This window comes from Candidatus Paracaedimonas acanthamoebae, assembly GCA_017307065.1.
Classification (GTDB): Bacteria; Pseudomonadota; Alphaproteobacteria; order Caedimonadales; family Caedimonadaceae; genus Paracaedimonas; species Paracaedimonas acanthamoebae_A.
Map to the genome: position 1 here is coordinate 54,157 of JAFKGL010000012.1, position 20,788 is coordinate 74,944.

20 protein-coding genes and 1 other RNA gene are annotated in these 20,788 nt (G+C 36.5%); 11 read left to right on the forward strand and 10 right to left on the reverse strand.

The genetic code is table 11. The features are described 5' to 3' along the window. Nucleotides 1-89: 89 nt before the first annotated feature. The 3 genes from J0H12_02030 to ssrS all read right to left on the reverse strand — a co-directional run bounded on the left by J0H12_02030 (nucleotide 90) and on the right by ssrS (nucleotide 1,681). Nucleotides 90-905, reverse strand: a complete 816-nt coding sequence (locus J0H12_02030; protein MBN9412691.1) for a TIGR00282 family metallophosphoesterase — start codon at nucleotides 903-905, stop codon at nucleotides 90-92. After that, on the reverse strand, nucleotides 902-1,492 hold the full coding sequence (locus J0H12_02035) for a 5-formyltetrahydrofolate cyclo-ligase (protein ID MBN9412692.1): 591 nt from the start codon (nucleotides 1,490-1,492) through the stop codon (nucleotides 902-904). The genes J0H12_02030 and J0H12_02035 overlap by 4 nt, the downstream gene beginning before the upstream one ends. Before the next feature lie 28 nt (nucleotides 1,493-1,520). Further along, nucleotides 1,521-1,681: non-coding RNA, 6S RNA (gene ssrS / locus J0H12_02040), on the reverse strand. 191 nt (nucleotides 1,682-1,872) lie between these two features. Here ssrS and J0H12_02045 point away from each other — a divergent pair. Next, nucleotides 1,873-2,130 carry a hypothetical protein gene (locus J0H12_02045; GenBank protein ID MBN9412693.1) on the forward strand — a complete coding sequence of 86 codons (258 nt, stop codon included), beginning with the start codon at nucleotides 1,873-1,875 and terminating at the stop codon, nucleotides 2,128-2,130. A gap of 228 nt (nucleotides 2,131-2,358) precedes the next feature. Further along, nucleotides 2,359-4,038 (forward strand): cation:proton antiporter, encoded by a 1,680-nt coding sequence (locus tag J0H12_02050; GenBank protein ID MBN9412694.1) that lies wholly within the window; start codon nucleotides 2,359-2,361, stop codon nucleotides 4,036-4,038. Between the two features lie 15 nt (nucleotides 4,039-4,053). On the opposite strand, the gene J0H12_02055 is transcribed toward J0H12_02050, so the two are convergent. The 5 genes from J0H12_02055 to hemC are packed head-to-tail and all read right to left on the reverse strand — an operon-like array spanning nucleotide 4,054 to nucleotide 9,596. Next, the gene (locus J0H12_02055; protein ID MBN9412695.1) at nucleotides 4,054-5,322 is read right to left on the reverse strand and encodes an insulinase family protein; all 1,269 of its coding nucleotides are present in this window, start codon (nucleotides 5,320-5,322) and stop codon (nucleotides 4,054-4,056) included. A 25-nt stretch (nucleotides 5,323-5,347) separates the two neighbouring features. Then, the gene (locus J0H12_02060; protein ID MBN9412696.1) at nucleotides 5,348-6,040 is read right to left on the reverse strand and encodes an SURF1 family protein; all 693 of its coding nucleotides are present in this window, start codon (nucleotides 6,038-6,040) and stop codon (nucleotides 5,348-5,350) included. After that, nucleotides 6,037-6,825: a cytochrome c oxidase subunit 3 gene (locus J0H12_02065; GenBank protein ID MBN9412697.1), complete on the reverse strand. Its 789-nt coding sequence runs from the start codon at nucleotides 6,823-6,825 to the stop codon at nucleotides 6,037-6,039. Before J0H12_02065 ends, J0H12_02060 begins: the two co-directional genes overlap by 4 nt. Then, entirely contained in the window at nucleotides 6,822-8,648 is a 1,827-nt protein-coding gene (locus J0H12_02070; GenBank protein MBN9412698.1) for an ABC transporter substrate-binding protein, read from the reverse strand. Before J0H12_02070 ends, J0H12_02065 begins: the two co-directional genes overlap by 4 nt. Nucleotides 8,649-8,696: 48 nt before the next feature. Then, entirely contained in the window at nucleotides 8,697-9,596 is a 900-nt protein-coding gene (hemC, locus tag J0H12_02075; protein ID MBN9412699.1) for a hydroxymethylbilane synthase, read from the reverse strand. Nucleotides 9,597-9,706: 110 nt separating this feature from the next. On the opposite strand from hemC, the gene tsaD reads away from it, so the two are divergent. From tsaD to ychF, 9 genes are all read left to right on the forward strand, one after another. Beyond that, nucleotides 9,707-10,753, forward strand: coding sequence for a tRNA (adenosine(37)-N6)-threonylcarbamoyltransferase complex transferase subunit TsaD (gene tsaD, locus J0H12_02080; protein MBN9412700.1), 1,047 nt, complete (start codon nucleotides 9,707-9,709; stop codon nucleotides 10,751-10,753). After that, nucleotides 10,750-11,748, forward strand: coding sequence for an NAD(P)-dependent glycerol-3-phosphate dehydrogenase (locus J0H12_02085; protein MBN9412701.1), 999 nt, complete (start codon nucleotides 10,750-10,752; stop codon nucleotides 11,746-11,748). Before tsaD ends, J0H12_02085 begins: the two co-directional genes overlap by 4 nt. 8 nt (nucleotides 11,749-11,756) lie before the next feature. Continuing rightward, nucleotides 11,757-12,167 (forward strand): EVE domain-containing protein, encoded by a 411-nt coding sequence (locus J0H12_02090; GenBank protein ID MBN9412702.1) that lies wholly within the window; start codon nucleotides 11,757-11,759, stop codon nucleotides 12,165-12,167. 327 nt (nucleotides 12,168-12,494) lie between these two features. After that, nucleotides 12,495-13,448 carry an O-antigen ligase family protein gene (locus J0H12_02095; protein MBN9412703.1) on the forward strand — a complete coding sequence of 318 codons (954 nt, stop codon included), beginning with the start codon at nucleotides 12,495-12,497 and terminating at the stop codon, nucleotides 13,446-13,448. Next, nucleotides 13,441-14,403, forward strand: coding sequence for an NAD-dependent epimerase/dehydratase family protein (locus J0H12_02100; GenBank protein MBN9412704.1), 963 nt, complete (start codon nucleotides 13,441-13,443; stop codon nucleotides 14,401-14,403). The genes J0H12_02095 and J0H12_02100 overlap by 8 nt, the downstream gene beginning before the upstream one ends. Nucleotides 14,404-14,520: 117 nt before the next feature. Beyond that, nucleotides 14,521-16,392, forward strand: coding sequence for a polysaccharide biosynthesis protein (locus J0H12_02105; protein MBN9412705.1), 1,872 nt, complete (start codon nucleotides 14,521-14,523; stop codon nucleotides 16,390-16,392). A 99-nt stretch (nucleotides 16,393-16,491) separates the two neighbouring features. Then, a complete protein-coding gene (locus J0H12_02110; GenBank protein MBN9412706.1) occupies nucleotides 16,492-17,088 on the forward strand; it encodes a 50S ribosomal protein L25/general stress protein Ctc in 597 nt (198 codons plus the stop codon). A gap of 21 nt (nucleotides 17,089-17,109) precedes the next feature. After that, nucleotides 17,110-17,670: an aminoacyl-tRNA hydrolase gene (locus J0H12_02115; protein MBN9412707.1), complete on the forward strand. Its 561-nt coding sequence runs from the start codon at nucleotides 17,110-17,112 to the stop codon at nucleotides 17,668-17,670. A gap of 17 nt (nucleotides 17,671-17,687) precedes the next feature. Beyond that, the gene (gene ychF, locus J0H12_02120) at nucleotides 17,688-18,788 is read left to right on the forward strand and encodes a redox-regulated ATPase YchF (GenBank protein ID MBN9412708.1); all 1,101 of its coding nucleotides are present in this window, start codon (nucleotides 17,688-17,690) and stop codon (nucleotides 18,786-18,788) included. Nucleotides 18,789-18,796: 8 nt separating this feature from the next. Here ychF and J0H12_02125 read toward each other — a convergent pair whose 3' ends face one another. Both J0H12_02125 and J0H12_02130 read right to left on the reverse strand, forming a co-directional pair. After that, nucleotides 18,797-19,714, reverse strand: a complete 918-nt coding sequence (locus J0H12_02125; GenBank protein ID MBN9412709.1) for a complex I NDUFA9 subunit family protein — start codon at nucleotides 19,712-19,714, stop codon at nucleotides 18,797-18,799. 53 nt (nucleotides 19,715-19,767) lie between these two features. Next, nucleotides 19,768-20,652 (reverse strand): methyltransferase domain-containing protein, encoded by an 885-nt coding sequence (locus tag J0H12_02130; protein MBN9412710.1) that lies wholly within the window; start codon nucleotides 20,650-20,652, stop codon nucleotides 19,768-19,770. Between the last annotated feature and the right edge of the window lie 136 nt (nucleotides 20,653-20,788).

Genomic DNA, 20,788 nt, shown 5'->3' on the forward strand with positions numbered 1-20,788 from the left:
ATTCTCCTCTTATAAACAAAAATGCATTCAAGATAACAACTATCTAAGAACAGTATAATGAGAGGATATTAAAAAATTGTTAAAGGAACTTAGTAAGAAGAATTTAAAAGACCACCAATTTTTATGGCCATAATATTTATGGCAAGTCCTGTAGCATCATCAGTGGTGATAACTGCACCACACAAGGTCGGTTCTCCATTAGCAGGTTTCATATGGGGTGAAGGGATCGTTCCTAAAAAACGACTAATTGAAAGCTCTTTTTGCATCCCAAGCACAGAATCATAAGGACCACACATGCCTAAATCCGTTTGATAAGCCGTTCCTTTGGGTAAGATGCGTGCATCTGCCGTTGGAACATGTGTATGAGTTCCTACGACTGCTGAAACTTGACCATCTACATAATTAGCTAGGGCTATTTTTTCACTGTTGGCTTCTGCATGAATATCAATAATGATCGCATCAACATTATTTTGTTTTAAGCGATATTCTTTAAGAACAGAAGTTATTGTAAAAAAAGGATCAGCTACAACAGGGGGAGGCATGAAAAGTTTTCCCATAATATTGATGACAACTATGGTCTTATTTTTATGGAGTTTTATTTTTGTGATACCTGCCCCTGGTTTTTCAGGTTTATAGTTAATAGGTCTTAATAATCTCGAGTCTTTTGGGAAAAAGTTGTTAATACACTTTTGATCCCAAGCATGATTTCCTGTTGTGATAACATCGACACCAACATTGAAAAATTCGTGGGCAATTTCTTGAGTAATTCCAAAACCACCGGCAGCATTTTCTCCATTAACAATTACAGCATCTAATTGCAGTTCTGAACGTAGCTTAGGCACATACTCCATAATTGCTGAACGCCCTTTGCGTCCTACCACGTCCCCACAAGTTAGAATTTTCATATGACCTCACTAAAATTATAAATCTTTTTCTCTGTTACGACCCACTGTAAAGCTTCGTCATGTGGTTCAATTGGAAACTGATTTACATGTTGTATATCATAGGCTAATCCAATGGTTGTAATAGTTTTTATTTTTTTTAAAGCTGCTAGGGTTTGATCATAATACCCCCCACCATATCCAAGCCTATGACCTTGTTTGTTAAAATTAAGGAGAGGAATAAATAAAACGTCTGGCACAAAAGTGGGCTGATTTTCAAAAGGCTCAAGATTTTTATAAAGTCCTATTTTAAGAGGAGAATGGGGAGTCCAGCGTCGAAAAAGAAGAACGTTGTTTCCCTTATTTACTATCGGAAGGACAATTTCATGTTTTTGTTGTGATAGATTTTCAAGCAAAGGACGAGGGTCTACTTCGTCAGATTTTGGCCAATAGCCAGCAATAATATCTGAGGGCTTAAATTTAAAAAAATCCAAGACTCTCCAGCTAATGCATTGCTGGAGTTTTAAAAGCTCTGTTTCTGAAAAAGAATTATAAAATTTTTTTCTTTGTTCTTTTGCTCGGCTTCGCAGCAAAAGTTTTTCCGAATGCATAAATATTTGATTTCCTAAAATACGATGAAGGAAAGCCGTCATAACCGTCGATGGAAAACATCCTCGTGTGGCCCGCATTAGCAGGTGGGCGCCATATACCAAAGTCCACAGACTCTGGCAGGGACAGCTCCCTTAAGGATTAATATCGGCCCCAGGGAAGTTACATCTAACGAGAAACAACAGCATTTCCTTTTTCATTATGTAATCTTTTGGGATATATTTGCAAGCAGAACTATAAAAGATTTGTTCTTAGAGGTGTTGCATTAATGGCACTATTTCAAATGAGACGCAGGAAGATATGATTGATTTTGTTGACTTAAAAAGTTAATTTCCCTAGCTTAGTAAAGGTTAAAACAATTGAATCGTAGGGAATTTTAAGAATGAAAAATATTATAAGTGTATTTGCAGTAAGCGCTCTGACTCTTTTGGCAGCTTGTGAGCATAATCAAAATTGGAATCATGATTGCCATGCCAATTATTCTGTAAATGATCGTGAGCTTGCGCGTTGCAAAGAAAGAATGAAGGCTCATGAAAGCGTGCCTGCTGATTCAAATGCTGTTACTGTCGATGGAATGAATACTGAATCTCCAACTCTTGAGCGTTTAGGGAAAGCCCACGATAGAAATAAAGACGAATAGTTTTTAAAGAGTAGGCAATTGAAAAGGCGGGCTTTTTTAGCCCGCTTTTTTTATGAAATATTGTTGAAAAAATACCTAAATATTAAGAAATAGCTTAAATTTTAAAATGGAAAAAAATTTAATGAGAGTTTTCTTATGTATTTCTTACCAATAAAGCTTGCTTATGCAATTCTTCTCTCGCTATTATAGAAATCATGCACTAACAATCATTTAAAGAACAGGTTGGTTTTGGAACACGCTTTATATTTAAAAGAAACATTAATTCTCTTGATTTCTGCTGTCGCAGTTGTCTCTTTTTTCCAATGGTTGAAGGCAAGTAGTATTTTAGGTTATTTGCTTGCGGGCCTTATTATTGGTCCTAAAGCACTTGGTTTCATTAATACGCTTGAAGGAACAAGATTCCTTGGTGAAATGGGAGTTTTATTTCTCCTATTCACCATAGGACTTAAGATGCCTCTTCAGCGTTTACAAGTTCTAAGACGTTATGTTTTTGGCTTAGGTTTGTTGCAGGTAACTTGTACCTCGGCTCTTATAATTTTTGTTCTCTTGATGTTTGATGTCAAATTAGAGCCTGCAATCTTGATTGGTACCGTGTTAGCACTTTCTTCTACAGCCGTGGGAATTCAAATACTTTCAGAACGAGGAGAGATGACGCTTCGTTTTGGACGTGTATCTTTCGCAATACTTCTATTGCAAGATTTATTTGTTGTTGTGTTGCTGATGCTGATCAGCGCCTTCAAAGATGATTCTTCGAGCTTATTAAGTATTTTAGGTATTTCATTTCTTAAAACGACCGTTGTTTTATTTTTGATTATTCTTCTCGGACGAGTGCTATTGAAACCAGTTTATAGGGGCATCGCGCAACTTGAGAGCCAAGAACTCTTTGTAACGATGAGTTTATTGGTCATATTAATCATTAGTGCTGCTACAGCCGCAGCTGGATTGTCTTTAGAGCTCGGGGCTTTTCTCGCGGGTATTTTATTATCTGAAACTGAATACAGACATCAAGTCGAAGCAGATATTCAACCATTTTATGGTTTATTAATAGGCTTATTTTTTATGACGTTAGGGATGAGTGTTGACCCTTATCTTATTTTACAAAATATAAGTTTTATTTTCGCAGGTCTTCTGGGGTTGATTGCGATTAAAGGAAGCGTAATTTTAGGTTTATGTCGCGTTTTCAATATTCCTTTTTCCACGGGAATAAGAGTTGGTTTATTGCTTGCGGGAAGCGGAGAGTTTGCTTTTGTGGTTCTTTCTCCTGCGATTGAGGCAAAAATTATTTCTTTAGATCAAGGACAACTCTTATTTGCGATTGTAGCTATTTCAATGGGACTCACACCTCTTCTCGCAATGCTTGGTCGTTATATAGATGAACGTTGGGTTGAAAAAGAAACAGAGCAATCTATAGAGACTCAAGTAAGTGAATGTGAAGATGTCAGCAATCATGTGATTATATGTGGTTTTGGACGTGTTGGAAATATGATAGCTCGCCTTCTAAGAGAACAGATGGTTCCTTTTTTAATCGTTGATAATAATTTGTCTATAGTGTCTCAAGGGCGTTTAGATGGATATCCCATTTTTTATGGAGATGCCCGCCGTACGCAAGTTTTACGTGCCCTCGGGGCGACTCGCGCACGAGCTATTGTCATTTGTCTAAATTCTCGAAAAGGTGCTGTTCGAATAGCTTTAACCATAAGGCGGGAATTTCCAAATCTGCAGGTTCTTGTTCGCCTTAGAGATGATGAATATGAAAGCAAGTTAACTCAAGCCGGTATAGTGGTTGTGCGTCCTGAAACCTTTGAACCAAGTTTACAATTGGCAACAAAAGTTCTTGAAGCCACAGGTTATATGCATGAGGAAGCTCATCGAATAATAAATGGCTTTCGGAAAAATTATGAGTCTTAATTCTTATTTAAGTTTTTACCTTGGCAATGTGCCTAGGCGCCTCGTTAAGCTTTCGTAATTTTCTAAAACTTTTGTGGGGCCAATCGCGGAAAAAGTTATAGGTTGGCTGAAGATTGAAGAAGCAATTATCTTAGCTTTTTCTAACTCTACACGATCTATAAAATTCAAAATTTCAGTCGTTTCTAAAGGACGTCCATAAACAAGAGTTTGCTGTACAAGTTGCTCACACCGAGCGGCAGTACTTTCAAGAGCCATCATCATTGAAGCTTTGAGCTGTGCTTTTGCTCTATCAAGTTCTTTTTGAGTCATAGTAAGTGGAAATGCTAATAACTCTTCGCACACAATAGGTAATAAGTCTTTTGCTTCGTGAGGGTTTGCACTTGCATATATGCCAAAGATGCCATGATCACTAAACCCGTTAATAAATGACTGAATTTCATAAACCAATCCTCTTTTTTCGCGAACTTCTTGAAAAAGGCGCGAAGACATGCCTCCTCCTAAAATAGTCGCTAACAGGGATGTGGCATAATAATCTTCATGACCAATTCTGACGGACGGAAATCCAAGAACCAAATGAACTTGTTCTAAATCTCGAGTTACTCTGAGGTCACCGCCTTTATATTCACAAAGTACGGCATCTTTGGGTTTTGCATTTATTGCGTTTGTAAAATGGTGGGAAACCAGATCAACAAATCTCTCATGCTCTATTTTTCCTGCAGCAGCAATGACCATATTTGAAGATACGTATTGAGCTTCTATATGATTTTTGAGATCTTCAAGTTTGAATGATTTAATAATTTCGGGCCGCCCAATAATTGGATAACCAAGAGGTTGAGCAGGGAAAGCGGTTTCTTGAAAAAGATCAAAAATGATATCATCTGGTGTGTCATGAGCTTGAGAAATTTCTTGCAGGACAACAGTTTTTTCACGCTCAAATTCTTCGATATTAAATATTGAAAATTGTAAAATATCAGATAAAAGATCGATGGCTAGGGAAAGATCTTGTTTTAGGATGCGAGCATAATAACCTGTATGTTCGCGTGATGTATAAGCATTAAGATGCCCCCCAACGGCTTCTATTTTTTCGGCAATTTCACGTGCTGTATGACGTTTTGTTCCGCGAAAGTTCATATGTTCAAGCATATGAGAGATACCATTCATCTCGGATGTTTCATGACGTGACCCAACTTTAACCCACACACCCAGAGCGATTGTTTCAACTGTTTCAATTGTATCTGTTACTACTCTGAGACCATTCGGGAGTATTGTTGTTCTTATTGTCATGTAAATTCTGATCCGATGTATGTAGTTATTTTTTCTTTTTGGACAAGAAATATAAAATTCCTAATCCAAGCGCGAGACTATACCATGTGAATGCATATGCAAGATGAAAATTTCTTAATTTGAGATTGAGAGGAATACTGATAGGAAATACGTTTTGTTGATCATTGTCAGAAGAATACATATAAAAAGGTAATAACTCTTTAACACCAGTTTTTATTTTAATTTCAAGTGGATCTATGAAATAAAGTTCTCGAGAAGAAAAATCATTCTCGGGTGTGAAAAAATTTTTTTCAGAATTCAGTCGTATTAATCCTTTGATTTTTATAGGGCCTATCGGGCGATTAATAGATTTTTCGCAAAGGGGGACCCATCCTCGATCAACTAACAAGATCTTTTTTGATTTGAGCAAGAAAGGAGTGATGATGTGATAACCTGCTTTTCCTTGACGAGTCCTGCTAAGCAGTTTGAATTCTAATGTATGGAGGTAATAACCTTCTGCGGTAGCTGATGTAAATTCAAAAATTTTAATTCTATTTATTGAAAGGTCTTCAAATTTTTGGATTAAAATAGGAGGAGTCTGGGACTGTTTTTGAATTTTATGAATCAAATCTTTCTTCCAATGAAGGCGAGATACTTGCCAAGTCCCTAAGCTAATAAGAATTAAAATTCCAATAAAAATAAAGAGAGGGAAGGTTAATCTCTTATTGCATATCTTCAACTACTAGATCCTATCCAGTAAATACTCACAAACAAGAAAAGCCAGATAACATCCACGAAATGCCAATACCAAGCAGCGGCTTCAAATCCAAAATGGTCTGTGGCACTAAAGTGTCCTAAGCGTCCGCGGAACCAGCAAACGGTTAAAAAAATGACGCCTATAAGAACATGGAACCCATGAAAACCTGTTGCCATATAAAAGGTAGAGGGATAAATTCCTCCTTTGAAAGCAAAATCAGCATGCATATATTCGTAAGCTTGTACGCCAAGAAAGCAGATACCTAGAAGGATAGTGAGGGCTAATTTTTCAAGGCTATCCTTCATATTATTCTCAACCATTGCGTGATGCGCCCAAGTTACGGTTGTTCCTGAAAGTAAAAGGATTAAAGTATTTAGATAAGGAAGATCAAAGGGATCTATAGTTTTGAGGCCTTTAGGGGGCCAGACACTGCCAATCTCAGCTGTTGGCATTAAACTTGCATTAAAATAAGCCCAGAAGAAAGCAGCAAAGAACATAAATTCTGAGACAATGAAAAGAGCAATACCCCATTTAAATCCATGGCGGATGACTTCATTATGTTCTGTTTTTGCTTCTTTGATGACGTCTCGCCACCATCCAATTATTGTAAAGATCAAAAGGCCAATACCAGCTGTTAACACATATACACCATATTTACGTACAAAGAGTATTGTTCCCAGTACAAGAATAAAAGCAGAGAGAGCGCCCATAAAAGGCCAGGGGCTAGGCTCAACTAGATGATAAGGATGTTTTTTTGAAGTTGTCATTTCTTTTTTAATTCTTTGGACCACCAGTTCATTAATACAATTCCATCAAGGGGATTAAATTGAGGATGACCAAATTTATCCCAATATGCCAGAAAAATTTTATTACTATGATATAAGGGGATTAAATAATGACCCCATAAGAGAACCAAGTCTAAGGCTTTTGTTATTGTAGTAAGTTCGTCATGCGTTTTAGCATTAACAAGCATTCGGCATAGCTTATCAATGGTAGGATTTTTAATTCCAATATAATTACGGCTTCCTTTTTGATCGGCTGTTTTTGAGTTCCAATAAAGATTTTGTTCGTTTCCGGGAGAAAGTGTATGACCCCAAGTATGAATTGTCATGTCATAATCAAAGGTTCCCAAGCGATGCTCATATTGGGTAGAATCAACAGTGCGAATTGTTGCTTGGATTCCAAGCAGTTTTAAGTTTTTAATATAAGCTAATGCAATTTTTTCATCTTCATGTTTATAAAGAATAATCTCGAATTTAAAAGGCTGTCTGGTTTTTTTGTGAATAAGTTGGCAACCATGAATTTCCCACCCATTGGCTTGTAGTAGATCTCGAGCTTTTTTTAAGTTTTCTCTCAATTTAGCTTTAGTACCTGAAAGAGGTAAAGAGTAGGGTGTTGAAAAAAGCTCTGCGGGGAGGCTATTCTTAAATGGTTGCAATAATTTTAGAACGTTTCCCTGAGGGATACCGTCATTTGCAAGCATCGTATTATCAAAATAACTCATTGTTCTTGTGAAGCAATTATGGAATAGAGACTGGTTTAACCATTCAAAGTCAAAGGCATAGGTGAGGGCACGTCTAACGGATTCATTGTTAAATAAGTTTTTTCGAATATTAAAAATAAAAGCTTTGATTCCCACAGGTCTCTGATGGTTGAATTCAATTTTTACAATTTTTCCGTCTTTTACAGCGGGGAAATTATAATTTTTGATCCACTGAGTCGGCTCAGATTCGCCTCTTATATCGTATTCACCGACTTTAAAAGCTTCAAGAGCAATTTTTGAATCACGATAATAATCAAAACGAACTTCGGCGAAGTTATAAAATCCAACATTAACAGGTAAGTCTTTTCCCCAGTAATCAGGGCGTCGCTCGTAACTGATCATGTGGCCAAGCTTCACGTGTTTGATTTTATAAGGGCCGCTTCCAGGAATTTCTTCATGTGTAACTTTCTCAAAATCGCGCCCTTCGAAAAAATATTTGGGCAAAATAGGTAAAAGGCAAATAAGTAGAGGGGCTTCAGGATCAAATACGTTATCATCTTTATCAGGAAGGAAAGAAAATTTGATTGTATGGCTGTTGATTTTCTCAACTTTACTAACTTTTTTAAAAAATAGACGATAATTGGCAAGACCTTTTTCTTTAAGTGTTTCAAAACTAAAGATGACGTCATCTGCAGTGATAGATTGAGCATTCGGCCATTTAGCTTTGGGGTTTAAATAAAAAATAATCGATGAACGATCAGAGGCCAGATCAACAGATTCGGCAATTAATCCATACAGTGAGAAAGGCTCATCAGGAGACCTTTTCATCAAGGTGTCAAAGACTAGCCTTTCACTGAATATGCTGAGGCCTGCAGGTGGTGTACCTTTGATGACATAAGGGTTAAGACTATCGAAAATACCAGTAACACCTAGACGAAGCTTACCACCCTTTGGGGCTTCAGGATTGACAGTCGAAAAGTGCTTAAAATTAATAGAATATTTAAGAGTGCCATGCATTGCAATCCCGTGCTCTTTTCCCACGTTTTCTGAGCTGAAGAGAACATTCAGTAAGATGATACACACGGCACGATAATAAAAATGTGTCATTTGTTATTCTTTCATCACTTTTCTTATATTTAACATTTTTAAAGTATTTTACAGATATATCTCAAGCCATTTACGTAAAGTATTACCTAAAATTAGAACATCTTCTAAGATTTTGGATATAGGAGATATAATTTTTTTGCGCTGAAATTGTTTTCCTTCAGGATCGGATACAAAACCTGTAAAGCTTATTTCTTCTTCATTAATGTAGTGAGCAAGACCACCGATAGGGGCACGACAAGAGCCGTCGAGGGCACGTAAAAAAGTTCTTTCTATTTCAATGCAAAGTCCAGTTTTCTTATCGTGAATACGCGAAAGGATTTCGAGTATTTGTGTATCGTCTCGACGACATTGGACGCCTAAGGCACCTTGGGCGAGAGCTGGGGTAAATGCCTCAATGTTGAGAGGGATAATATTCTCCAGTTGGTTAAGTCTTGAGAGACCTGCGTAGGCTAAGATAGTTGCATCTGCAACACCTTCTTGAATTTTTTGTATTCTGGTTCCAACATTTCCTCGTAAAGGAACGATTTTAAGATCTGGTCTTAGATTCAGAACGAGCGCTTGACGCCTTAAAGAAGAGGTGCCAACTGTTGCGCCGGCAGGTAAATTTTCCAAGGTGAAGTTTTCTTTTGAAATCAACACATCGCAAGGATTTTCTCTGGGAAGAATACACGAAATAATCAGTTTTTCTGGAGGATGGGTTTCAACGTCTTTCATGGAATGGACTGCAATATCAATTTCTTTGCGAAGGAGAGCTTCCTCAATTTCTTTCGTAAAAAGCCCTTTGCCGCCATATTCTGAGAGAGGGGCATTCGTTAACAAGTCGCCACTCGTTTGATAGGCTTTAATTTCAATATCATCATAGCCTTGTTTGTGAAGAGCACTTCTAACAATATCTGCTTGTCTTAGGGCTAAAGGGCTTTTCCGAGTGCCAAGAATAATAGAACGCATTTTAGGGCTTGCCTTTTTCTTCAAATTCACGCCATTAAAGCATAGATTTAAGATGAAACAAGTTGCTTTTAAAGTGTAAAGTATAAATAAAATAGGGTGTGGTTTTTCTAATGATAGTTCTTGGAATTGAAACAAGTTGTGATGAGACTTCTGCGGCTATTGTGAGTTCAGAGAGAGAGATCCTCTCAAATGTTTTAATTTCTCAAATGGATGAACATAATATTTATGGTGGCGTTGTTCCTGAAGTTGGCGCAAGAGCTCACCTTGAGGTTTTAGAAACAATAATCTCTCAAGCTTTGCAACAAGCCAATCTTACTTTAGATTCTTTAGATGGAGTCGCTGTGACGGCTGGCCCTGGATTGATCGGTGGAGTTTTTGTAGGAATTACGATGGCTAAAGCAATAGCAGCGGCAAAAAAGTTGCCTTTTTTGGCTGTGAATCATCTTGCAGGGCATGCTTTGACCGTTAGACTTTCTGAGCCTTTGGATTTTCCTTACCTTTTACTTCTCGTCTCAGGAGGGCATAGCCAATTAGTCATCGTAAAGAGCGCATTGGAGTATCTTTTATTAGGGACAACTTTAGATGATGCAGTCGGAGAAGCTTTTGATAAAGTTGCAAAAATTTTAAAGTTATCTTATCCAGGAGGACCATCAATTGAACGTTTGGCGAGCCTTGGAAATTCCAAAAGATTTAAATTGCCGCGTCCTCTTTTGCAGCATAAAGATATTTCTTTAAAATGTTCATTCTCGTTTTCTGGCTTAAAGACAGCAGTACGACAAGAAGTAGCGCAATTGGCATCTTTTCAAGAGGATGATCAAAGAGATATGGCTGCTTCATTTCAAACAGCAGTTCTTGATATCCTTGTAAATCGTTCGCATAATGCTCTAGAATTTTGTTTAGATCAAAAGATTCCTTTAAATGCTTTCGTTGTGGGAGGAGGGGTTGGTGCAAACCAAGCATTGCGAAAAGCCTTACAAGAAACAAGCGAAGCTTTAGGAATAAAATTTATTGCGCCACCTCCAAATTTATGTACAGATAATGCTGCCATGATTGCTTGGGCTGGTATTGAAAAATTGCAATTAAATGCTGTTGATTCATTAGATTTCGCGCCAAGGCCTCGCTGGCCACTTGAATCTATAAAGGGAGAAAATCAATGACCACTGTTAGTGTACTGGGTGGCGGTGCTTGGGGTACTGCTCTTGCGCTGGTATCACATCGAGCTGATAATAAAACGTTACTGTGGACACGTGATCTAAAAAATGCAGAGGATTTAAACAAATATAAAGAAAATCAAAAGGCACTCCCCGGTATTGTACTTCCTGATGATTTAATAATGACTTCTTCGCTTAAAGAAGCATTAAATGCAGATATTATTTTATTGGCTGTTCCCGCTCAAACTATAAGAGGCCTTATTGAACAGATTAAGCCTTATATTTCTAAAAATGCTTATCTAGTTGTCTGTTCTAAAGGTATTGAAATTGGCACTGGATTGTTAATGAATGAATTAATCTATGAGCTTTTGCCTGAGACCTCTGTTTCTGTCCTTTCTGGTCCTACTTTTGCTCGGGATGTTGCCTCAGGTCAACCAACAGCGGCAACATTGTCTACAAAAGAGATAGAAACAAGTCGATGGTTGGCAAGTACTTTGAGTAGTTTGAATTTCAGAGTTTATCCTTCAAATGATATCATTGGCGTTGAAGTCTCTGGAGCATTGAAGAATGTTATCGCGATTGCTGTTGGAATTGCAACAGCGCGAGGCTATGGAGATAGTGCACGTGCTTCTCTTATTACGCGAGGATTGGCAGAAATTACACGTTTAGGGATGGCAAAAGGGGCACATCCTGAAACTTTTTTGGGTCCTTCTGGCGTTGGAGATATTGTATTAACTTGTACGTCAACACAATCTCGAAATATGTCTCTAGGTATTACAATTGGCCATAAAAACATTGTTAAAGAAGAGATGTTAAAAGGGTATTTATTGACGGAAGGGGTTTTCACAGCTAAAGCAGCTGTTGAATTAGCCTCTGTATTAGATGTAGATCTTCCAATTTGTAAAGGCATTAACAATATTTTGCATCATCAAAGTCCAATAGATTCTGAAATTGCAACGCTTCTGTCTCGCCCTCTTAAAACTGAAACACATTCATATTAGGATAGAAAATGGCAAAATGGTTATTAAAAACTGAACCTGGATCTTGGTCTTGGGAGCAACAGGTTCGACACAATGTAACTGCTTGGGATGGCGTTAGAAACTATCAAGCAGCTAATAATATGAAACGAATGCAACTGAATGATCTATGTTTTTTCTATCATTCAGTAAAAGAAAAAAGAATAGTTGGGATTGTAAGAGTCATAAAGACCTCTTATCCAGATCCTATAGATACAACAGGTCATTTTGTATGTGTAGATGTGCAATTAGAAAAAGAATTAAAAAAGCCAGTATCCTTATCTGATATCAAAAAAATGAGCCAATTTTCTCATCTTCCTCTTATTCGACAATCGCGTCTTTCTGTCATGGAGATTGATGATTCTTCTTGGGATCTCCTATGTCAAATGGGGGGACTTTCTTAAATGATGAGAAAGGTAGCTTTTTGGCAAAGGTTATTAAATCTTTTAGTTTTAGCAATCTTGCCTTTTAGTATCCTTTCACCTCGGAGTATCGTACCTCTTTTTTTTATTCTCTTTTTAAGTATGAGTGGATATTGGGTAGCTCAACAAAAACGCATTAATTTCAAAAATATTTTTAATTCCATTCGATCAAATCAAAGTTTTATTGTTCTCGGATGTTTTCTTTTATGGTCTTTATTAAGCGTTTTTTGGTCGATAGATCCTAAACAAACATTGTGTCTATGGATAAAGCTTCTATTTCTATTATCAGGCGGAATAGGAATATTTTTAATGGCACAAAAGCTAGAAAAAATTTCTAAAACCCATCTTTTGTTGAGCCTTATGCTTGGATTCATCATTACAAATATTTTGTTAATGATAGAAATTAAAACAGAAGGAAAATGGCTCTATCTTATCAAAGGAAAAGATTATAATTTAACCTATTATAACAAAGTTCTTTCCTTTGAAGTTATGCTTATCTGGCCAATTTTGGCTTATCTGAATCGTTTTTTAAAATCTTATCCTGATGATCAAGAAGTGAAATATTTAGCCCGGATATTTCAGTTGGTTTTAATATTCCAAACAGCTTTTGTTATGTTTTATTTAGAGTCTACAAGTGTAAAAATAGCTTTTGTCATTGGTGTTTTCATAGGTTTAAGTTCTTTTTTTAAAGAAAAAGTAGTGAAGTGGTTCTTGTTAAGCGTATGTGCGGTAGTTTTTATATTTGCCCCTTTATTTTATAAACACGTCTTAATATCTCGTACTATTACAAGTATAACTCATAAAGTTATTGAAAAACCAAGTTTTTATCATCGACTATACATTTGGAATTTTGTTTCAGATAAAATTCTTTTAAAACCTTGGACTGGATGGGGGTTAGATGCATCACGTCATAAATATTTTTCGGAAAAAAAGATAGATCGGAAAGATATAAAAAAACAGATACCTTTTGTGAATATCGCTACTCTGGAATTATTACCTCTACATCCCCATAATTTACCTTTACAATTATGGGTAGAATTAGGCTTTCCAGGAGCACTTTTAATCATTTGCTTAGTAAGTTTAATTATCTCTGCGATTCCTCGTGTTTTTAATGAAAAAATTAATAGATCTGCCGCTTATGCAGCATTTTCAAGTTCTTTGGTCATAAATATGGGAAGCTATGGAATGTGGCAAAGTTGGTGGATTGTAGGACTCTGGAGCACCATGGTTTTTATAAGATTTTTAGAAAATCAAGATGACTAAAGTTTTGATCACAGGAGCTTCAGGTTTTGTAGGGCAGGCTTTATGTTCCTTTTTGATGGAAAAAGGAGTTGAGATCAAAGCAGCTTCGCGCATAAAAAAAGATTTATATCCATATGAATTTTCGATTGTTGAGGATATCACTAAAGAAGCAGAATGGGGAAAAGCTCTTGATGATGTAGAGATAGTTATTCACCTAGCTGCCCAGGCACACGGGGTCAGACAAGGGAATTATTTAATCGCCCAACAAGAAGCTTCTAATCTTTTTAATGTTAATGTTGCAGGAACAAAGGCACTGATTCAAGCCTCATATGATAAAGGGGTAAGACATTTTATTTATGTAAGTTCTATAAAAGTAAATGGAGAGATAACATCTCTGGTTCCTTTTGTGGAAAAAGATATTCCCTGTCCTAAAGACGAGTATGGAGAGTCGAAGTTACAGGCAGAAGAATTGATAAAAGCTTATTGCCAAGATAAAAGAATGAGTTACACAATTTTGCGTCCACCTCTAGTGTATGGCCCAAGAGTAAAAGGTAATTTTTGGGATTTACTGAATATAAGTTTCTCAAAAATTCCATTGCCGTTTGCTGGTGTTAACAATAAACGCAGTTTGATTTATCTTGAAAATTTATTAGATATTATCTATTTATCTTTAATCCATCCAAAGGCAAAAAATGAGACCTTTTTACTATGTGATGGTCAAGATTTATCAATTCAAGAACTGATTGCTCAAGTACGTAAAACTATGAATTTATCTCCTTATCTATGGTATTGTCCTTTTTCCATTCTAGAATTTATTTGTAAAATTTTTAAAAGAGAAAAAGCATTTTTACGATTATCATCCTCTTTACAGGTAAATGATCAAAAACTAAGATCATATCTTAATTGGCAGCCACGATTCTCAGTGGAGCAAGGTATAGAAAAAACAGTTCAGTGGTTTCTTTCTGAGAAAAAATAGTTATTTGTAGGATTATCCATGAGATCAAGTTTAACAATAGTTCAGCTCTTAAAGAGAGTATTTAATATTTTCAACTTAGTTGAGCGAAACTATGTTGTGATTTCATATGATTTCCTAATGTCTCTCATCACTGTTCCTTTAGCATTATGGATTTTAGTTGGGGGAGATATTGTAAATTATCCTGTAAGTTTCATTATCAAACATATGCTTGTTTTTAGTTTGTTCTCGATCAGCATATTTTTATGGATGAAAACATATCGTGCAATGTGGCGTTATGTTTCTGTGTATGAAATTATGACTATTGTCGCTTCTGTTACTTGTACGGTTTTGCTTTATATTCCTATCATGATGATGATGGCACAAACAATTCTCATGCCGCACTCTGTTATGATTCTTATATGGGGTCTTAACATTAGTTTTTTAAGTGCAGGTCGTTTTATATATCGTATCTTACAAGACTATATTTCGCTTCAAGATGGAAAATTATCAACAGCTGATGATAAGTTGGCAAGATTACTTCTTGTTGGGATTTCAGATCAAACAGGCCATTTTATTCAAGAAATTAATCGATATGCGAGAAGGACTTATAAAATAGTTGGAATTATTGATAATGACCGCCATCACTTAGGAGGCCAAATTCATGGTGTCGAAGTTATTGGAATTGTTGATAATTTAAAGAAAATTGTTACTCGCCTTAATGCAATAGGAGAGCAGCCACATCACTTAGTTATTACAGATCCTGATTTTAAAGGTGAACCTCTAAGAAGAATTATGGAACTGAGTAAAAGTTTAAAGGTAGATGTTGCTCGGGCTCCAAAATTGGCCGATTTTAAAAAATCATCTTCACGGAATATTGAGATAGAACCGATTTCTATCGAGGATCTTTTACAGCGTCCAGAAGTTGTTCTGGATCATCAAAGTATGCATGATTTTGTACATGGTAAGAGAATAATGGTAACAGGAGCAGGAGGAACCATTGGAAATGAGCTTATTAGACAAATTGCAGACTTTGGTCCGGCACATCTCACTTTAGTTGATCATTCAGAGTATTCATTATATTCGCTTGATCTCACTTTATCAGAGAAATACGCCTCTTTATCGTGGTCAATTTGTTTAGGAGATGTTTCAGATGATAGGCGTATCTCAGATCTGTTTAAGATAGAAAAACCTGAAATAGTTTTTCATGCAGCAGCATTGAAGCATGTTCCTATTGCGGAGATGAATGCAAATGAGACAATTTTAACGAATGTGATTGGTACCCGAAATATTGCCGAAGCTTGTCGTACCTTTAAGATTAAGGCTATGGTATTTATTTCGACAGATAAGGCAGTGAACCCGACTGGTGTGATGGGAGCTACAAAGCGTCTTGCTGAAAGTTATTGTCAAGCTTTAGATGCTCTTAATGAAGGTACAAAATTTATTACCACTCGATTTGGCAATGTCTTAGGGTCTACAGGCTCTGTTGTACCTTTATTCCAACGTCAAATTAGCTATGGTGGACCTATCACTTTGACCGATCCAGATATTCGTCGTTATTTTATGTTAGTTCGTGAAGCCGTCGAATTAGTTTTGCAAGCTGCAGCTCTTGGATATAATAGCACAACATCAAATGGACAAATATTTATTCTTGAAATGGGGGGGGCTGTTAAGATTAAGGACCTCGCTTACCAGATGATTTTATTAGCTGGATTAACACCTGAAAAAGATATCAAAATTAACTATACTGGTTTAAGGCCAGGTGAAAAATTATATGAAGAACTTTTCTATGAAACTGAAAAATTAATGCCCACTTCTTGTCCTGGATTGATGCTAGCTTCTCCTCAAGTAGTTTCATATTCAGTTCTTCAAAATAAAATAAATGAGCTTGAGGAAAAAGCACGTGCTCGAGAAACTCAAAAGAGTTTAGATCTTTTAAAAAACTTAGTTCCCGAATATAAAAAAGCTACTCATAAAGAAGATAAGAAAAAAAATATACACGATAATTCTTAATTTTTATCAAAAGTATTAAAGTCTAAATTATTATTGATCAATCACCCAAATATCATGTATGTAGAAGGTTGTTAAACCAAAGCTGAACAGGAGTTTAAAATGACTGCGGTTGGAAATTTTCGAGTCGAAACACGTGATAATTCAGGTCGTGGAGCTTCAAGAGCCCTACGTAACCAAAATAAAATCCCTGGCATTCTCTATGGAGGTGACAAGGAAAATGTACTTTTAACGGTGGATCCAAGGGATGTTTTGAAAGGTTTGCATCAAGCAGGCTTTTATTCCACAATTTTTGAGTTAGATCTTAATAGTAAAACTGAAAAAGCTTTAGTGCGAGATGTCCAGTTTCACCCTGTAACCGATAATCCAATACATATTGATTTTTGGAGAGTAACCAAGGACTCTAAGATTCATCTTAGCATTCCTGTTGTTTTCATTAATGAGAATAAATGTCCTGGAATTAAGCATGGAGGAAACTTAAACGTGGTTCTTCATACGCTTGATGTAACTTGTTTGGCGGATAATATTCCTGAACAAATTACTGTTGATCTTGAAGGTTTAGAAATTGGTGCCAGCGTGCATACTGCTTCGATTGATCTTCCTAAAGGTGTTACAGTTACGCATCTTGAGCGTGATAGCACATTAGCAACAATTGTACCTCCAACAGTTCAAACTGAAGGCGCAGCAGGAAGTTCATAATCTTCATTAAGGAAGAATAAGATGCTTTTGGTGGGTTTAGGGAACCCTGGTCCTGAATATGCGTTAAATCGCCATAATATAGGATTTCGGGTGATTGATTCTATAGCCCACCATTCTTCTTTTAGTAGCTTTAAACGTCATGGGGCGGGCGTATTTTCAGAGAAATTAATCCAAGGAGAAAAGGTTTCTCTTTTAAAGCCAACCACTTATATGAATAGGTCTGGAATTGCTGTTTCAGAATTTGCCTCATTTTTCAAAATTCCTTTAGCAAATATCGTTGTTATTCATGACGAATTAGATCTAGAATTTGGTCGCCTAAAAGTGAAGCAAGGTGGGGGCCATGGAGGGCATAATGGCTTAAAAAGCCTTGATGCTCATATAGGAAAAGACTATTGGCGATTGCGAATAGGCATAGGGCATCCTGGTTGTCGAGAAGATGTTACCTCCCATGTTCTTGGGAATTTTTCGAAAAGTGAAGAAAATTCACTTGAAGGTATCCTGGAAGCTATTTTGAATAATTTATCTTTCTTGCTTAAAAAAGACATGGCAACATTTATGAATAAAATATCCTTAGAATTGTAATAAAATAGGAAAAAAAGATGGGATTTAATTGTGGTATCGTTGGGCTTCCTAATGTAGGGAAATCTACTCTTTTTAATGCATTAACCGTGACGGCAGCTGCAGAAGCTGCAAATTATCCATTTTGTACGATTGAGCCAAATGTGGGGCGTGTAGGAGTTCCAGATGCTAGGCTTGATAAACTGGCTCAAATTGCGAAATCTGCGAAATTGATTCCAACTCAACTAGAAATTGTTGATATTGCGGGGCTTGTCAGAGGAGCTAGCAGAGGAGAAGGCTTAGGGAATCAATTTTTAGGTCATATTCGTGAAGTAGATGCAATTATTCATGTCCTGCGCTGCTTTGAAGATACGGATATTACGCATGTGGAAGGTTCTGTTGATCCCATCAGAGATGCAGAAATTATCAATACTGAACTCATGCTTGCCGATCTAGATAATATAGAGCGTCGATTAACAACTTTACAAAAGAAAGCTAAAGTAGGAGATAAAGCTTCTCAAAGTCAGTTAGCTTTACTTGAAAAAATTAAACCTATTTTAGAAGCAGGAAATCCTGCACGTTATGTTCAGCTTGAGGAAGCTGAGAAGATTGTTTTTAAACAACTTCAACTTCTGACAGGAAAACCCGTTTTGTATGTTGCAAACGTGAGGGAAGATGAAGCGGCCTCGGGCAATAAATTTACGGCTCAAGTCGAGGAAATGGCTCGAAATGAAAAAGCTCATGCCGTTATAATTTCTGCTGCCATTGAAGCTGAAATTATTACTTTAACTCAAGAAGAAGAAAGGCAAAGTTTTCTAGAAAGTTTGGGACTCGAAGAGACAGGATTAGCTCGCGTGATACGACAAGGATATGCTCTTTTAAATCTCTTAACCTTTTTCACTGTTGGGCCTAAAGAAGCGCGGGCCTGGACTGTACGACAAGGCGCAAAAGCGCCTGAAGGTGCAGGCGTCATTCATAGCGATTTTGAAAGAGGTTTTATATGTGCAGAGACAATCTCTTATGAAGACTATGTAGTATTCGAAGGAGAACAAGGAGCTAAAAGTTCAGGTAAAATGCGTCAAGAAGGACGAGATTATCTTATTCAAGATGGTGATGTTTTCCATTTTCGATTCAATGTCTAAGTAAATTTTTATTTATAGTGAGATAGATACCGAGGTAAGATCGATTCAAGAGCATGAGGGACGAGACCAAGATCTTGGAAGGTAAGGTTTCTTTTTGTGAGAATATTATCTTTTTCTAAGAATTTTACTTGATCTCGTGTTAAAGGCGGTGTTGGCAAGAACTCACCAAAAAATCCAATAATTCTAGCTATAAAGTAAGGAAGAGGAAGTAAGAGTCGCTTAAGTTGAATAATTTTAAGCATGATTTCAAAAAGTTCTTTAAAAGAATATATCTTAGGGCCTCCCAACTCATATATTTGTTCTTCAGATTCTCGATATTTAGTCGCGACGATGACGGCTTCTATGACATCTCCAACATACGTGGGTTGAAGATGTGTTTTTCCACCTCCTATTAAGGGTAGGATAGGAGAAAAACGACTTATTTCTGAAAAACGGTTGAAAAAACGATCATGAGGTCCAAATACTAAACTAGGGCGAAAGATGGTAGCTTGAGGGTACGCTTTAAGGACAGCTTGTTCTCCTTGAATTTTACTTATAGCATATGCTGATTTTGACCTAGAATCAGCTCCTAAGGCAGACATATGTAGAAATCTTTTGGCGCCTGCTTTAGCGGTACTTTCAGCAATGGTTTCAGCGAGTTCAACGTGAACTCTTTTGAAAGTAGAGTTCTTTTTTTCATAGAAAATACCTATGAGATTGATCACAATTTCTGAATTTTCACAACAAGCCTCTATGTCTTGTTTAATATAAGGATTGATTTTGCAAAGAGTGATTTGGCCAACATGTCCCATTGTTTTTAGAAATAAAGCATTATTAGGACTGCGAACAGGGACACGAATTATTGCACCTTCTCGAGCAAATTTTTGAACAAGACTACGACCAATAAAACCTGTTCCCCCGAAAATGGTAATATATTTTCCTTGCATAAATCCCTCTTATTTTTAACACCATATCATAATGAATTTAAGGCAACAACTTTCTATGATTTGAAGATTTTGGTTAAAGAAATTTGTCCTGATCCTTTAAGGCAATTCTTGGGATGAGAAGAGTCCGGATTCCAACCGCAAAGATGAATTAATTCAAGGGTTGCTTTAAGTCGTTGATATTCATCCATATAACGCTGTTGATAGAATTGTTCTGCTAATTTAAATAAATTTTTCGGGGGTGTTTTTAGAGAGCGTTCAGCCATATAATTACTTTCTCCCAATTGTTTAACTTCTTTGAATAAATGTGAGAGAGAGGAATAGCTTAGCTTTAATAAATTCCGATCAATCACAGGGAGAGAAAAACCTGAAAGCTGCATGAGCTCAGATGCAGTTCTTATGTTAATCATAGGGATTATGCGAGGGCTTGCACCTCCTGTAAGCTCAATTTCAGCTTGTAAGAGGACCTCTCGGGCTTCTTGAAGGGTTTCACCTCCAATAAAGCTAGAGAGAAACAATCCATCAGGTGTGAGTATACGTCTATATTCTGCGAGGGCTTTTGGAATATTATTAAGATGATGGAAAGAAGCGCAGGATATGACGAGATCAAATGTTTGTGATGGAAATGGAAGATATTCTTCAGAACAAACAGTAAAGGGGAAATAAGTTAACAGAGGCGAAGAAGAAGGAATAAAACTTGCCGTCATTATGGACGTTCTATTAGGATACTGATGCTTTAAAAATTGTAAAAAATTGTCAGAAAATTCACCATAGATAAAGATGTTTTTAAAATCTCTTTTTGTAAATTGAAGCCGAGTGATAAGCTCTTTTTCAATCAATTCTATATAAAAGTTATCTTTTTGACGCATTTTTACAGCATTGAGTTTTAGCTGTTTGAGACGCTTCAAATCAAAAACAAGATTTAAATGAGGTTTCGTCATATTCTATTTATTTCTAATATAAGACATTAGAATTATCTTTCGAATGCGAAAGGTAATAGCACAACTTTTCTACTAAAATAGAGTTAAGCTTTGTCGAGAACAGATATTTTTTTATAGGTGAATTCGTTCTAAGGAA

Excerpts from the sequence above, each read along its gene's own strand:
- J0H12_02030 (MBN9412691.1), bottom strand. The coding sequence starts at position 905 with ATGAAAATTCTAACTTGTGGGGACGTGGTAGGACGCAAAGGGCGTTCA.
- J0H12_02035 (MBN9412692.1), bottom strand. The coding sequence starts at position 1,492 with ATGCATTCGGAAAAACTTTTGCTGCGAAGCCGAGCAAAAGAACAAAGA.
- J0H12_02045 (MBN9412693.1), top strand. The coding sequence starts at position 1,873 with ATGAAAAATATTATAAGTGTATTTGCAGTAAGCGCTCTGACTCTTTTG.
- J0H12_02055 (MBN9412695.1), bottom strand. The coding sequence starts at position 5,322 with ATGACAATAAGAACAACAATACTCCCGAATGGTCTCAGAGTAGTAACA.
- J0H12_02065 (MBN9412697.1), bottom strand. The coding sequence starts at position 6,825 with ATGACAACTTCAAAAAAACATCCTTATCATCTAGTTGAGCCTAGCCCC.
- J0H12_02070 (MBN9412698.1), bottom strand. The coding sequence starts at position 8,648 with ATGACACATTTTTATTATCGTGCCGTGTGTATCATCTTACTGAATGTT.
- hemC (MBN9412699.1), bottom strand. The coding sequence starts at position 9,596 with ATGCGTTCTATTATTCTTGGCACTCGGAAAAGCCCTTTAGCCCTAAGA.
- tsaD (MBN9412700.1), top strand. The coding sequence starts at position 9,707 with ATGATAGTTCTTGGAATTGAAACAAGTTGTGATGAGACTTCTGCGGCT.
- J0H12_02085 (MBN9412701.1), top strand. The coding sequence starts at position 10,750 with ATGACCACTGTTAGTGTACTGGGTGGCGGTGCTTGGGGTACTGCTCTT.
- J0H12_02090 (MBN9412702.1), top strand. The coding sequence starts at position 11,757 with ATGGCAAAATGGTTATTAAAAACTGAACCTGGATCTTGGTCTTGGGAG.
- J0H12_02095 (MBN9412703.1), top strand. The coding sequence starts at position 12,495 with ATGGCACAAAAGCTAGAAAAAATTTCTAAAACCCATCTTTTGTTGAGC.
- J0H12_02100 (MBN9412704.1), top strand. The coding sequence starts at position 13,441 with ATGACTAAAGTTTTGATCACAGGAGCTTCAGGTTTTGTAGGGCAGGCT.
- J0H12_02105 (MBN9412705.1), top strand. The coding sequence starts at position 14,521 with ATGTCTCTCATCACTGTTCCTTTAGCATTATGGATTTTAGTTGGGGGA.
- J0H12_02110 (MBN9412706.1), top strand. The coding sequence starts at position 16,492 with ATGACTGCGGTTGGAAATTTTCGAGTCGAAACACGTGATAATTCAGGT.
- J0H12_02115 (MBN9412707.1), top strand. The coding sequence starts at position 17,110 with ATGCTTTTGGTGGGTTTAGGGAACCCTGGTCCTGAATATGCGTTAAAT.
- ychF (MBN9412708.1), top strand. The coding sequence starts at position 17,688 with ATGGGATTTAATTGTGGTATCGTTGGGCTTCCTAATGTAGGGAAATCT.
- J0H12_02125 (MBN9412709.1), bottom strand. The coding sequence starts at position 19,714 with ATGCAAGGAAAATATATTACCATTTTCGGGGGAACAGGTTTTATTGGT.
- J0H12_02130 (MBN9412710.1), bottom strand. The coding sequence starts at position 20,652 with ATGACGAAACCTCATTTAAATCTTGTTTTTGATTTGAAGCGTCTCAAA.